The organism is Bradyrhizobium sp. WYCCWR15520 (assembly GCF_056174665.1).
The window spans coordinates 1-13,674 of sequence record NZ_JBWBWM010000081.1; the positions used below are offsets into that span (position 1 = coordinate 1).

At 61.4% G+C, this 13,674-nt stretch carries 14 protein-coding genes and 1 pseudogene; 13 read left to right on the forward strand and 2 right to left on the reverse strand.

Annotated elements, in window-relative coordinates; all coding sequences use genetic code 11:
• Positions 1–253 precede the first annotated feature (253 nt).
• The 4 genes and pseudogenes from AC0QUY_RS40680 (at position 254) to AC0QUY_RS40695 (ending at position 2,815) form a co-directional block, all read left to right on the forward strand.
• Entirely contained in the window at positions 254–577 is a 324-nt protein-coding gene (locus tag AC0QUY_RS40680) for a LysR family transcriptional regulator (RefSeq protein WP_475391524.1), read from the forward strand.
• Positions 502–801: a LysR substrate-binding domain-containing protein gene (locus AC0QUY_RS40685; RefSeq protein ID WP_475391525.1), complete on the forward strand. Its 300-nt coding sequence runs from the start codon at positions 502–504 to the stop codon at positions 799–801. The genes AC0QUY_RS40680 and AC0QUY_RS40685 overlap by 76 nt, the downstream gene beginning before the upstream one ends.
• Before the next feature lie 35 nt (positions 802–836).
• Positions 837–926 (forward strand): annotated as a pseudogene (locus AC0QUY_RS40690) (SDR family oxidoreductase); the annotation flags it as partial.
• Between the two features lie 107 nt (positions 927–1,033).
• Complete coding sequence (locus tag AC0QUY_RS40695) at positions 1,034–2,815, forward strand: Rieske (2Fe-2S) protein (RefSeq protein ID WP_475391526.1); 1,782 nt, start codon at positions 1,034–1,036, stop codon at positions 2,813–2,815.
• Between the two features lie 153 nt (positions 2,816–2,968).
• Here AC0QUY_RS40695 and AC0QUY_RS40700 read toward each other — a convergent pair whose 3' ends face one another.
• Positions 2,969–3,454, reverse strand: coding sequence for an adenosine-specific kinase (locus AC0QUY_RS40700; protein ID WP_161852645.1), 486 nt, complete (start codon positions 3,452–3,454; stop codon positions 2,969–2,971).
• A gap of 227 nt (positions 3,455–3,681) precedes the next feature.
• On the opposite strand from AC0QUY_RS40700, the gene AC0QUY_RS40705 reads away from it, so the two are divergent.
• On the forward strand, positions 3,682–4,050 hold the full coding sequence (locus AC0QUY_RS40705) for a hypothetical protein (RefSeq protein ID WP_475391528.1): 369 nt from the start codon (positions 3,682–3,684) through the stop codon (positions 4,048–4,050).
• On the opposite strand, the gene AC0QUY_RS40710 is transcribed toward AC0QUY_RS40705, so the two are convergent.
• Positions 4,040–4,192, reverse strand: coding sequence for a DUF2905 domain-containing protein (locus tag AC0QUY_RS40710; protein WP_475391540.1), 153 nt, complete (start codon positions 4,190–4,192; stop codon positions 4,040–4,042). The genes AC0QUY_RS40705 and AC0QUY_RS40710 overlap by 11 nt on opposite strands.
• A 209-nt stretch (positions 4,193–4,401) precedes the next feature.
• On the opposite strand from AC0QUY_RS40710, the gene AC0QUY_RS40715 reads away from it, so the two are divergent.
• The 8 genes from AC0QUY_RS40715 to AC0QUY_RS40750 all read left to right on the forward strand — a co-directional run.
• Positions 4,402–6,057 (forward strand): amidase, encoded by a 1,656-nt coding sequence (locus AC0QUY_RS40715; RefSeq protein ID WP_161852648.1) that lies wholly within the window; start codon positions 4,402–4,404, stop codon positions 6,055–6,057.
• A gap of 14 nt (positions 6,058–6,071) precedes the next feature.
• Positions 6,072–6,461: a hypothetical protein gene (locus AC0QUY_RS40720; protein ID WP_202639282.1), complete on the forward strand. Its 390-nt coding sequence runs from the start codon at positions 6,072–6,074 to the stop codon at positions 6,459–6,461.
• Positions 6,462–6,692: 231 nt separating this feature from the next.
• Positions 6,693–8,663 carry an AMP-binding protein gene (locus tag AC0QUY_RS40725; protein WP_475391530.1) on the forward strand — a complete coding sequence of 657 codons (1,971 nt, stop codon included), beginning with the start codon at positions 6,693–6,695 and terminating at the stop codon, positions 8,661–8,663.
• Positions 8,660–9,445 carry an ABC transporter ATP-binding protein gene (locus AC0QUY_RS40730; protein WP_475391532.1) on the forward strand — a complete coding sequence of 262 codons (786 nt, stop codon included), beginning with the start codon at positions 8,660–8,662 and terminating at the stop codon, positions 9,443–9,445. The genes AC0QUY_RS40725 and AC0QUY_RS40730 overlap by 4 nt, the downstream gene beginning before the upstream one ends.
• A gap of 10 nt (positions 9,446–9,455) precedes the next feature.
• Entirely contained in the window at positions 9,456–10,385 is a 930-nt protein-coding gene (locus tag AC0QUY_RS40735; protein WP_475391534.1) for a branched-chain amino acid ABC transporter permease, read from the forward strand.
• Positions 10,386–10,400: 15 nt separating this feature from the next.
• Positions 10,401–11,528: a branched-chain amino acid ABC transporter permease gene (locus AC0QUY_RS40740; RefSeq protein ID WP_475391535.1), complete on the forward strand. Its 1,128-nt coding sequence runs from the start codon at positions 10,401–10,403 to the stop codon at positions 11,526–11,528.
• A gap of 132 nt (positions 11,529–11,660) precedes the next feature.
• The gene (locus AC0QUY_RS40745; protein WP_475391537.1) at positions 11,661–12,980 is read left to right on the forward strand and encodes an ABC transporter substrate-binding protein; all 1,320 of its coding nucleotides are present in this window, start codon (positions 11,661–11,663) and stop codon (positions 12,978–12,980) included.
• Positions 12,981–13,058: 78 nt separating this feature from the next.
• Positions 13,059–13,674: ABC transporter ATP-binding protein (locus AC0QUY_RS40750; RefSeq protein ID WP_475391538.1), on the forward strand; the 616-nt coding region annotated here is incomplete at its 3' end.

The window sequence follows — 13,674 nt, forward strand, 5'->3', positions numbered from 1 at the left end:
TGCGATTTGCTTGCCTACCATGGATGGTTCCCGATTTGACCAGGTGACCTCGCGGGCGCCGCGGGCGTTCTAAGTCCGAATTTGCGGTCCTCCCTTGCTTGCCCGCACAGCAGCGACCCTCGGAGCGTGCACGTGTGGCGCGCTTGCGCTGGTGATCTCAACCCACAGGATTTCAGGCCGTCCAATGTTTTAAGCTAGCGGCCAAAAAGCCAATCAAATTGCTTTGCCGCGGCATTAAGAATATCTTATCGGGGTGATTACGGCCCGGCAGCTAAGTTATCTTGATGCGCTTGCCCGTCATCAACATTTCGGACGAGCCGCGGCGGAGTGTTGTGTCAGCCAGCCCGCTCTTTCAATGCAGATCCACGAATTGGAAGGGCTTCTCGGCATAGAGTTGATCGAGCGGCGCCCGGGCGCGCCAATGTTCACCGAACTCGGCATCGAGATCGCGCAACGCGCCGGAGTAATCCTTGGTGGAGTTGTGCCAAGGGGCGTTGGACTGTGGCCTCGAGCCTCAGTGCAACGAGCCTTGCAACGGTCATGCAGATGGTGGCGAGTGGATATGGCGCCACGCTAGTTCCAGAAGTCGCGGCCGATGTCGAGTTGCGCGACGACCGAGTGAAGCTCCTGCGTTTTGTCGAACCGCAACCCGGCCGCCGTATCGGGCTTGCGTGGCGCCGGACGTCTCCACGCAAGGCCGACTTCCTGGCGCTTGGTCAGATTGTGAAGAGCGCGCTGAACGCACCCGCCCGGCCGCAATGTATCCACCACGAGCGCACTGCTTTGCGAACGGAAGTTTAGTAGAAATCGGTCGGGGTCTCCAGTGGAACCGCGCAAGGCCTGAGGAGATCGCTGCGACGGTTCTTTGGCTCTGCAGCCCTGGCTCGAGCTTCGTGATAGGCCACGCGCTCGCTGTGGATGGCGGCCACGGCCCGTTGACGACGAAAACCACGGCATCTCGCCTTTGCGCGAGGGGATACCTATGTTGCGGAGTACCTGCAGCGGCCCCAAACCGACAATGGGAGGTATGCTCATGGACGCGCCCAGCAAGGAATTTGCGCTGGCGGGCAGCCTTGAGGAGCTGAAGATCAAGGGGCGGCTCGTTGTGCGCGGTGGCCATCGTCCGATCCTCGTCATCTATGACCGCGGGCGCGTCTTCGCCCTCGACAATCGGTGCCCGCACATGGGCTTCCCGCTCGAGCGCGGCAGCGTCGAGGACGGCATCTTGACCTGTCACTGGCACCACGCTCGCTTCGATCTCGAAAGCGGCTGCACCTTCGATCTGTGGGCGGACGATGTGCCGACCTGCCCGGTCGAGGTGCGCAATGGTGACGTCTGGGTGAAGACCACGTTCACCCATGCCGATCTCACCGCGCACTGGCATCAGCGGCTTGCGAACGGCCTTGCCCATGACCTCGGCCTCGTCATTGCCAAGGCCATGCATGGTCAGCTCGCGGCCGGCGTGCCGCACGCCGAAATCGTGCGGGAGGTGGCGCTGTTCGGGGCGCAGAATCGCGACGGCTGGGGCGTGGGTCTTACGATCCTTACGGCACTCGCCAATATTCTGCCTGTGCTGCCGGAGGAAGAAGCCTATCTCGCTCTATTCCACGGCGCCCGCCGCGTGGCGGCGGATTGCAACGGCGAGGCGCCGCGGCGGGAGCGCGCGCCGCTTGGAAGCCGACCGGATCCGGCCGCGCTCAAACGCTGGCTGCGGCGTTGGACAAGTGTGCGCCATCGCGAGGCGGCCGAGCGCACCCTGCTCACGGCGATTGCGGCGGGCTTCTCCCCGGCTGAACTCGCTGATGCCCTGTTCGGCGCCGAGACCGAGCGGGCTTTCGCCGACACCGGGCACTCGCTCGACTTCATCAACAAGGTATTCGAGTGCCTCGACCTGGTCGGCTGGCAACACGCGGCGGCTCTGCTGCCGACTGTCGTCGGCCAGATGGTAGCGGCCCGTGGCGCCGAGGAATCGACGGCCTGGCGCCAGCCCGTTGACCTTGTTGCGTTGTGTGAGGAATCAGCCAGCGAACTCGCGGACCTGTGTGCTGCCGGACGCGGCTCGCGTGACTGGTCGGGCCGCGCTGCACTTGCTCAAGAGCTGCTCGGTGACGATCCAGCCAGGATCGTTGACGCGCTCAAGGAGGCGATCCGCGCCGGTGCGGTCCCTGCTGACCTTGGCCGATCCCTCGCGTACGCGGCAGCGCTCAGGGTGGCGCGCTTCGGCAATGCCAACGAGCACGCCGACTGGGAGACGGCGCATCACGTCTTCACCTACGCCAACGCCGTCCACCAGATGCTGACGCGCATCGGGACTGCCAACACCGACACTCACGTCACGGCCGTCCGCGGCGTATTGCACGGAGCGATGGCGCTCTACCTTGCTCGCTATCTCAATGTGCCGCCGGCGCGCATTCCGGGCGACGGCGGCGAGCAGCTCGATGATCTGCCCGCGGATCCAGAGACGATCGGCGCCGCCTTGCTCGACGCCTTTGACCGGCAGCGACAGGTCGATCTCGCCGCACGCCTGGTGGCACGGCATCTCACGCTCGGCCATTCGCCGCAGGCGCTGATCGCCACGCTCGCGCATGCGGTGCTACGCGAAGATGCAGGCTTCCATGCGTATCAGATGCTGGAGGCGGGAGTCCGTCAATTCGGCGCGTGGGGCGACACGGACGAGGGCCGGCACATCCTCATCGCGGTTGCCCGCTATCTGGCGGCCCATTCACCGACCGAACGCGCGTCACTGCAGACAGCCGACATCGCCCGCCGCTTGATGCGAGGCGGCGAGCTGCATCAAGAGGCTGGATCGTCCTGACATGACGCGCTGAGGGCGCACTAAGGGCGATCTGAAAGCAGACCTGACGCGCTGCGATCTTCGCCGCGATCCTGGCGCGCGCTTCGCGTTCGATGCGTGGCAGCGTCAGCTGCAGTGGTGGTGCATCCTGTCGGGTTCGGCCTCATCCAGCCACTACAGCTTGTAGCCGATCTTGCGCAGCAGGTCTTTCCGCCACGCAATGTCGGCGTCGGTTTCGACACCCAGCGGCGAGGCGCCATCCACCACGCCGAGCACGCCGCGGCCCAGCTCCGTTTGCGCGACGATTACCTGTGTCGGGTTGGCCGTCGCGCAATAGATGCGGCAGACTTCCGGCACCGCGCGCACCGCAGCCAGCACGTTGACGGGAAAGAACCCGTCGCCCAGGAAGATCAGGAAAGTGTGGCCGGCGCCGACGGCCAATGCGTTGTCGCGTGCGAGGGCGAGGGCGGGTTCGTCATTACCCGACCAGCGCACCAGCCGCTTGCCCGAGGCCTCGCAGAAGGCCAGCCCGAACCGGATGCCCGGAACCGCGCCCACCAGCGCCTCGTGGAGGTCTTCCACGGTCTTGATGAAATGCGACTGGCCGAAGATGAAGTTGGCGTCGTCCGGCTTGACGATGGGCACCACGGTGAGTTCCATGGCTGCGCTCCTGCAGGGTGAGCTACGCATTCCATGGTAGGCCGCCGGAAGGTGATTGCAAGCCGCCATAGGCGGCCGATTTCGCTGCCATCCACGCTTCGGCTTCCTCGTGGGGCTCGAACACCTAGACCGCTTCGCCGGCTGCGTTGATGGCGCGGAACACGGCGGCCCGCGGGGAGCGGCCATGGTCGCGGCAGCAAGTCCGCGAGCTTTCATTACCGGGAATGATGAGCGATAATCAGCAGCGGGATGGAATCGGGCCGATGCCAGAGCGAACACACAGTCGAGACAGCGATATCGATGCGACGAGCGCAAGCGCTCGTTTGGCCAGCCTCGACATCGACATCATTCACCGGCAATCGCCGAATGGTGATTGGGAGCAGATATCAATCAACCTGCGGGCAACGCCATCCTTCGAAGCGCTCGGGTCCTTGTTCGAGGCAGCTAACCCTTTCACGTTTTGGGTGCAGGCCACACGATTCATGTGGATGCCATGGCTGCTCACGACGCAGACGATGATGCTGCCGGCAGGCCGGACGCGAACACTCCCGACTGCTGTCCACTCTGAGCGCGAGGCGCCGACGACTACCGGTTAGCGAGCCAAAGGGTCAGGGAAAGGATCACGCTGACCAGCAACGATGTTGCGAGCGGGATATAAACGCGGAAGTTGTCGCGCTCGACGAGAATGTCGCCGGGCAACCGGCCCAAGCCGATCTTGTTGATCACTGGCCATTGCAGCCCGAGCGGAACGACCGGTAGGCGCCTTAATTATCGCAACGATCCGCTCGGCTATGCCTCCGTCCCGACCTTGTGCGGCTGCTTCGCTTCAGCAGCGTCGGCGATCTCCGCTTGGTGACCGACGCGGCCATCGAACACCGGACGGTCCCGACACTTAGGGCGAGTGGTAGATTGAGAAGTCAAGCTATTGGTCGAGGGAGGATATGCCTATGAGAGCATCGCCAAACTATTCGCGTCGTCGTTTCCTTCATGCCGGCACGGCCGGCGCAGCAGCAACCGTTGTCGCTGCGGCGTCAACGCCCCTTCGTGCGGCCGCCGAGGCGGGTGCGCAACCGCTACCCTCGACGGCGACGGCGCCGCGGATTCTGCGCAAGCCGCCGCTGCCTGAATTGGAGCGCATCGCCAAATCCTACAACTTGGCTCTCAGCCGCGACGATCTGACGTCGTTCCGCAACCTTATGGACGGCGTGCTCGCGTCATACCGTCGGCTGGACCAGTTCGCGGAGCCGACATTGGCGGTGAAGTACCCGCGGGACGCGGGGTTCCGACCAGGTGTCTCGGACAATCGGCTCAACGCTTGGTACTGGAAGTGCTCGATCAAAGGCGCAACTTCGGGGCCTCTCGCGGGCAAGAAAATCGCCATCAAAGACAATGTGTGCGTTGCCGGTATCCCGATGATGAACGGTTCCAACGTGCTGGAGGGCTACGTCCCCGACGTGGATGCGACCATTGTGACCCGCATCCTCGACGCCGGTGGGGAGATCGTCGGCAAGGCCGTGTGTGAGCATCTTTGCTTCTCGGGCGGTAGCCATACCTCCGACACTGGGCCCGTGCTCAATCCGCACGATCCGAAGCGATCTGCCGGAGGCTCCTCCAGCGGCAGTGCGGCGCTCGTCGTCGCGGGCGAGTGCGACATGGCCATCGGGGGCGACCAGGGAGGATCGATCCGAATTCCCAGCTCTTTCTGCGGAGCGGTTGGCCACAAGCCCACCCACGGGCTTGTGCCATACACGGGTGTCTTCCCGATTGAATTAACACTTGATCATACCGGACCCATTGCCCGCACCGCCGGCGATGCCGCCCGGCTTCTCGAAGTGCTCGCCGGCGCCGATGGCCTCGACCCGCGCCAACCGGCGGGACTGCGTACGGAAGCGTATACCAAGCAGCTCACCGGAGACGTGCGTGGCCTGCGGATCGGAATCGTTAAGGAGGGATTTGGCTGGCCCAATTCCGAGCCCGATGTCGACGCCATGGTGCGCGAGGCAGCACAGCGCCTGACGCGAGCGGGAGGGAATGTAAGCGAGGTATCGATCCCCCTCCACCGCGACGGCATCCATATCTGGAACGCTATCGCCGTCGAGGGTGCCACGGCGCTGATGGTCGCGGGCAACAGCATGGGAACCAACTGGAAAGGGCATTACACAACTTCGCTGCTGGACTTCTACGGCCGGAGTCGGCGGGTGCGCGCCAACGACCTTTCGGAGACCGTCAAGCTCGTCGTCCTGCTCGGCCAGTACATGCAGGACAATTATCAGGGCCGCTACTACGCGAAGGCCCAAAACCTCGCGCGCATGCTACGCGCCGCCTACGACGAGCAACTCAAAGACGTCGATCTCCTGCTCATGCCGACGTTACCCTTGAAGGCCACGCTCCTCCCAGCCCCGGACGCGAGCCGCGAGGACTATGTTGCGCGGGCACTTGAAATGATTTCCAACACTTGCCCGTTCGACGTCACTGGCCATCCTGCCGCCACGGTTCCGGCAGGCATGTCGGCAGGGCTCCCGGTTGGCATGATGCTGGTCGGACGCCACTGGGAGGACGGCACCGTGTTGCGTGCGGCAGACGCGTTCCAGATCGTCGGGTAGACAGCAGTAGCGAATTGCTGGCTAACGGCACCGTCGGGTCCAAGGTTCGGAAACAGGAGGCCCGCGAGCCGGCGAGCGACGCGGCCTGCCCTGACATCGATGCCAGGCTCGTCTGCCGACGCGGAGTCGGGCCTCGTGCCGAGATCATGAAGAGGCGGGCCATGGAGATCGAACGCACTAGATTCGGCACCATCACGATTGACGGAAAGACTTATGAACACGACGTGATCATTCGTCTGTCCGGCGAAGTGGCAAGGCGGAAGAAGAAGCTGTCGAAGAAGCACTACGCGACCTCGCATGTCTTCTCGAAGGACGAAGCGAAGTTCGTCTTTGAGGATGGATGCGAGCAGCTAATTCTTGGCTCGGGCCGCCTGCAGCTGAATTACGGTCTGCATCCCCGATGACCTGCCACTGCAAGTAGAGCGAAGCTACGCCGACCATCGGTCGCCCGCTTTCTTATTTATACCAACTGATTACCCACCAACGGGTTCGGGTCGATCAAGCCAGGACTTGTAGGACTTTCGATCCGTTGTAATGTAAGGGACGCATGCGGAATTCGTATGGCTGCTTCCCGAAGGGCGCAGCGCACAATAAGCAGGCGCGAATCAACGTGCCGGTTTTAGATAGAGACCGACATGGCCGTTGGCGGATCGTTTGACACGTTCCCCAAGCTGCTGGCGCGAAATGCCGCGCAGTTTAGCAGCCGCCCTGCGTTTCGGCACAAAGATCTCGGCATCTGGCAGACGTGGACCTGGGCCCAGGTCGCAGAGATCGTGCGCGCCTACGCTGCGGGCTTGCATCGACTTGGATTGCAGCCAGGAGACACGATCGCCATCGTTGGCTCCAACCGGCCGAAGCTCTATTGGACGCTGATGGCAGCGCAAGTGCTGCGCGCGATTCCGGTTCCGGTCTATTCGGATGCAGTGGCTGACGAGCTTGCTTATGTCCTCGCTCACGCCGACGTAAAGTTTGTTGCGGCGCAAGATCAGGAGCAGGTCGACAAGGTCTCTTCTGTATCCGACCGGGTGCCGCATCTCCACAAGGTCGTCTATGACGAGCCGCGTGGCCTCGATGACTACGACCACGATCGATTGATCGCAATCCGCGATGTCATCGAAGACGGCCGCGCCGCGCTTGCGGCCAGCGCGGCGCTCGGCAGGCAGATCGATGAGTTCATCCGGCAGGGTGAAGGTTCTGACATCTCGATCATCCTCTACACCTCGGGAACGACCGGCGCGTCGAAGGGCGTCATGCTGTCGGCGCGAGGCTGCATCGACGCTGCGACTGATACCGTCAGGCTTGACAGCCTGACCGACAAGGACGTGGCGCTCGCCTACCTACCGCTCGCCTGGGTTGGTGATCATTACCTCAACTATGCACAGGGCATTGTCGCTGGATTCTGCATGGCGTGTCCCGAGAGCGGTGAGACGATCGAGCAGGATCGGCGCGAGATCGGACCAACCTTCTATTTCGCCCCGCCGCGCGGTTTCGAGGCCATGCTGACGCGGGTAATGATCCGCATGGAGGACGCTGCAGCCATCAAGCGGCGCATGTTTAACTACTTCCTTGGCATTGCGCGGCGTTATGGCGAGTCGATTTTGACCGGAAAGCCGGTGCCGCTGTCTGGCCGGCTGCTCTATGCGGTCGGGCGTTTGATGGTCTACGAGCCCCTCAAGAACGTTCTTGGCCTGTCTCGCGTGCGCGTCGCTTATACTGCAGGTGAGGCCATCGGTCCGGATCTGTTCGCGTTTTACCGCTCGATCGGATTGAACCTGAAGCAACTGTACGGTCAGACCGAAGCGTTCCTTTACGTTACCTGCCAGCCTGACGGTGAGATCTACTCCGATACGGTCGGCCCGGCTGCACCGAACGTCGACATCCGCATTGCGGAAACAGGCGAGGTGCACTTCCGCTCCCCGGGCATGTTCGTCGGATACTTCAAGGATCAGGCGAAGACCGCGGAGGCCATGACGTCCGACGGCTACGTCAAGACCGGCGACGCCGGTTTCTTCGACGAGAAGACTGGGCATCTGAAGATCATCGATCGCGCGAAGGATGTTGGTCGGCTGGCTGACGGCACGATGTTTGCGCCAAAGTATCTTGAGAACAAGTTGAAGTTCTTTCCCAACATCAAGGAAGCGGTCGTCTACGGCGACTCCAGGGATTTCGTTTGCGCCTTTCTTAATATCGACCCGGTCGCTGTGGCGAACTGGGCCGAACGCAACAATATCGCATACGGTTCCTATCAGGAGCTGGCGGGGCATCCGCTGGTCTACGACATGGTGGCGAAAGATGTTGCCGAGGTGAACCGCTCTCTTGCGGAGGGAAGGGTGCTGGCGGGCGCGCAGATTCGCCGCTTTCTCATTCTGCATAAGGAGCTCGACGCAGACGATGGCGAATTGACCCGCACCCAGAAAGTTCGCCGTGGGTTCATCGCCGAGCGCTATGCGCCACTGGTCACGGCGCTCTACGACGGTTCGCATGAAGCGGACATTTCCACCGAGGTCACTTTTGAGGATGGCCGCAAGGGCGTGATCGCGGCTCGGGTCAAGATCCGCGATATGCAAACAATTGGTGCGACGGAACCTTTGGGGGAAGCCGCATGAGGATGCCGGATACGGACGAAATCTTGCTTCTGGTCCAAGGGGTATCGCTGGCGTTTGGCGGCGTGAAGGCGCTGAGGGACGTTTCGTTTGACATCAGGAAAGGCGAAATTCGCGCCATCATCGGACCGAACGGCGCCGGAAAAACTTCGATGCTCAACGTCATCAACGGCTTTTATCATCCCAATCACGGCGCGATCACCTTCAAGGGACGGACCCGCGCCCAGATGCAGCCGTTCGAGGCATCCCGTGGCGGCATCGCGCGCACCTTTCAAAACGTCGCACTGTTCAAGGGAATGAGCGCGCTCGACAATATTATGGCTGGCCGCACATTGAAGATGCGCCGGGGTCTTCTGTGGCAGATGCTGCGTTACGGCCCTGCACTGGCGGAGGAGATCGAGCATCGGCACCGAGTCGAGGAGATCATCGATTTTCTGGAGATTGAGGCGATCCGCAAGGTGCCGGTTGCGCGTTTGCCATATGGCCTGCAGAAGCGCGTCGAACTTGGCCGCGCCCTTGCGATGGAGCCCGATCTTCTTCTCCTCGACGAGCCAATGGCAGGCATGAACCTCGAAGAGAAGGAGGACATGTCGCGGTTCATCATCGACGTGAACAATCATTACGGCACGACCATTGCGCTGATCGAGCACGACATGGCTGTGGTGATGGATCTCTCCCATCGCGTAGCGGTGCTCGATCATGGCGTGAAGATCGCTGACGGCACCCCGGATGAGGTCAAGGAGAATCAGGGCGTGATCGACGCCTATCTCGGCGTCGCGCACTAAGGAGCATTGCGTGATCGGGTTGGGTCAATTTCTCGAAGTGCTGATCGGCGGATTGATGTCCGGCGTGCTGTACTCGCTGGTCGCGCTCGGTTTCGTGTTGATCTTCAAAGCATCCGGTGTCTTTAACTTTGCGCAAGGCGCAATGGTGTTGCTCGCCGGGCTTGCGCTGGTTCGCTCGCTCGACCTGCTGGTGGCATGGGGTTTCCCGCTTTGGGCTGCGATCATCTTCGGCATTGGCTTCGCTGCCGTGATCATGGCGATAACCGCCTGGCTGATCGAGCGGTTCGTGATCGGACCTCTTGTCAACCAGGACGGCCTCACGCTGTTCATGTCCACCATCGGCGTGACATTCATCCTCGAGGGTGCGGCGCAGATGATCTTCGGTTCCGATGCTTACCCTTTGCGGCTGTTTCCGACGGACGCCTGGTTCCTGTTTGAAAATCTCTTTCCCGGTGGAATTCTGGCCAACAAGCTGGATGTCTGGGGCGGCTTTATCGCCGGCATTCTGGTCGCGGGCCTCGCGATCTTCTTCGAGCGTACCAAGACCGGTCGCGCACTCAGGGCGGTTGCCGACGACCACCTGGCTGCGCAGTCGGTCGGGATTCCAATCAGCTGGATCTGGTTCGTGGTCTGGCTTGCCGCCGGTCTCGTTGCGCTGGTTGCGGCGACCGTGTGGGGCACCAAACTGGGCGTACAGTTCTCCATCACGTTTCTCGCGCTGAAGGCCTTGCCGGTTCTGATCATTGGAGGCCTTACCTCGGTTCCAGGCGCCATCGTCGGCGGGCTCATTGTGGGCGCGGGGGAGAAGATCGCCGAGGTGTTCCTGGGGGCGCATATCGGTGGCGGTATCGAATATTGGTTCGCCTATGTGCTGGCGTTGGCGGTGCTGCTCGTGCGGCCGCAGGGGCTGTTCGGCGAGCGGATCATCGAACGTATCTGAGACGAGGAGTTCGTTGTGCTTTATCGTGAGGCCGGCCAATTCAAGACGACCTACGCGGAGGATATGGCGATCTTCCCGATTCGCCAGGACCGTATCGCGCTCGCCATCTTGCTCGGTATCGCCTTCATTGGCGTGCCGCTGCTGGCCGACTTCGACATTTGGCCGTTCGGCAGCGACTATCTGCTTCGCGCCATTCTGCTGCCCTTCCTGATCCTCGCGCTCGCGGCTATCGGCGTAAACATCCTTGTCGGCTATTGCGGCCAGATCTCGCTCGGCAGCGGCGCGTTCATGGCCATCGGCGCCTATTCTGCTTACAAGCTGGGGACCGGTGTTCACATTCCGCTTGCCTGGCTTGGCTTCGCGATTTCGATCCCGCCGCTGCCCGTTTTGTTAGCCATTTTGCTCGGCGGGCTCACGGCGGCTGTTGCCGGAATCCTCTTCGGTATTCCCAGTCTGCGGATCAAGGGCCTCTATCTGGCGGTCGCAACACTCGCAGCGCAATTCTTTTTCGACTGGGTGTTCCTGCGGGTGCCGTGGTTTACCAATTATGCGCCGTCAGGGTCGGTCAATGCACCGACACTAGATTTCTTCGGTCTGAACGTAGGCACGCCGATCGAGCGCTATATGCTGTGCCTGATCTTCGTAACGGTATTCGCGGTTCTGGCGAAGAATCTCGTTCGCGGCAATCTCGGCAGACAGTGGATGGCAATCCGCGACATGGACATAGCCGCTGAGCTGATCGGCATCCGGCCACTCTACGCAAAGCTCACGGCTTTTGCGGTCTCTTCATTTATCATCGGCGTGGCGGGCGCACTCTGGGCGTTCGTCTATCTGGGCTCATGGGAGCCGCTCGCGTTCTCGATCGATCGTTCGCTGCAGCTTCTGTTCATGGTGATCATCGGCGGGTTGGGATCGATCATGGGTTCGTTCGTCGGTGCGGCCTTTATCCTCATTCTGCCGATCATGCTGAACTTGATTCCAACCCAGCTCGGTGTGCCGCTGTCGACAGAGACGATTACTCATCTGGAATTCATCATCTTTGGTTCGTTGATCTGCTATCTTCTCATCAAGGAGCCACATGGGTTTGCCCGGCTCATATCGATTGGCAAGGAAAAGCTCAGACTTTGGCCGTTTCCCTACTGAAGGGGCGGTCAGTGCGACGGAAGCCGAAGATCGCAACGCGGAGCGGCGGTTGTTGGCAAAAGGAGGAAGGAAAGCCCGCGAAAACAAGACCCGGTACGGAAAAAAAACGGGCTGAACGAGGAGGACACCAAAATGGTACGCAACAAACTGATGCTGGCGGCAGCCATACTTTCAGGTGGGGCGTTTGCCTCTCCTGCTGCAGCGCAGAACGAGCAGTTCATCCCGATATTATCCTACCGGACGGGCGCATACGCCGTGAATGGCGTGCCGTACGCAAACGGCGTGGCTGACTATTACAACCTTGTCAACGAGCGCGACGGCGGCATCAACGGCGTCAAGCTCCTGGTCGAGGAATGCGAAACCGGATACGCCACCGACAAGGGCGTTGAGTGTTACGAGCGTCTCAAGGGCAAGGGCCCAACTGGCGCGGCCTTCATCAATCCGCTGTCGACCGGCATTACATTCGCCCTCACCGAAAAGACCGCGACTGACAAGATACCGATTATCACGATGGGCTATGGCCGCGCCGATTCCAAGAACGGAGCCGTCTTCTCCTACAACTTCCCGCTGCTCGGCACGTACTGGTCGGCGGCCGATATCGCGATCCAGCACATCGCCAAAGAGGTCGGCGGCTTCGATAAGCTGAAAGGCAAGAAAATTTCACTGGTCTATCACGACAGCCCGTACGGCAAGGAGCCGATCCCGATGCTGCAGGTGCTGGCACAGAAGCACGGCTTTGAGTTTACGCCGATCCCGGTCACGCACCCCGGTGTCGAACAGAAGTCGCAATGGCTGGCGATTCGCCAGAGCCGGCCGGACTATGTTTTACTTTGGGGCTGGGGCGTCATGAACGGCACGGCAATCAAGGAAGCAGCGGCTGTTGCCTATCCGCGCGACAGAATGATCGGTGTCTGGTGGTCGGGCGCAGAGCCGGATGTAGCGCCCGCAGGCGACCAAGCAACCGGATACAAGGCGCTGATGCTTCAGCATGGTGCAGGCAAGTATCCGGTGCATGTCGACCTGGAGAAGTACGTTTATGCAAAGGGAAAGGGGGCGTCGGAGCCTGGCAAGGTCGGCGAGGTTCTCTATAACCGCGGTATGACGAATGCCATGCTCGGCGTGGAGGCGATCCGCAAGGCGCAGGAAAAGTTCGGCAAGAAGCCGCTTACGGGAGAGCAGGTCCGCTGGGGTCTGGAGAACCTCAACCTCTCTGATGCGCGTCTCAAGGAACTCGGCTTCGAGGGTATGTTGAAGCCGATCAAGATTTCCTGCTCCGACCACGAGGGCGCGCGGGAGGGGCGGGTACAGCAGTGGGACGGCAAGAGCTGGAAGGTCATCTCCGACTGGTACACCGCCAACCAATCCAATACCGAACCGCTCGTTGACGATGTTTCCGCGAAGTATGCCGCGGAGAAGAAGATTCAGCCGCGCGACTGCTCGAAAGAAAGCTGAACACATCTCGGCAATCAGGGAGGAGCGTTCGCCTCCTCCCTGATATCCCGAGAGCCGCAACCGTTTGGAGGGAGCAGCGTGTCAACCCGTAAGGCCCCAACGGCGACAGAAGCGGCAGCGCTGTTTCTGTCGGTCAACAATATCGAGGTTGTCTACGATCACGTCATCCTCGTGTTGAAGGGGGTATCGCTGGATGTGCCGCGGGGCGGAATTGTCGCGCTTCTCGGCGCCAATGGTGCGGGCAAGACAACGACGCTGAAGGCGGTCTCCAATCTGCTGCATGCGGAGCGCGGCGAGGTTACCAAGGGCTCGATCCTGTTCGACGGCGTCGAAGTGCAGTCCCTGTCGCCAAACGATGTGGTGCGGCGCGGCTGCATCCAGGTGATGGAGGGACGGCGTTGCTTCGCTCACCTCACGGTCGAAGAGAATCTCCTGACCGGCGCCTTTACGCGCAGGGACGGTAAGGCCGCGATCGCGCAGGATCTGGAGCGAGTCTATGCCTATTTCCCCCGTCTCGGGGAGCGGCGTAGTTCGACCGCCGGCTATACGTCGGGCGGCGAACAGCAAATGTGCGTGATCGGCCGTGCGCTGATGTCGCGCCCGAAGATGATCCTGCTCGACGAGCCTTCGATGGGCCTCGCGCCGCAGATCGTTGAAGAGATCTTCGAGATCGTGAAGGATCTGAACGTCAAGG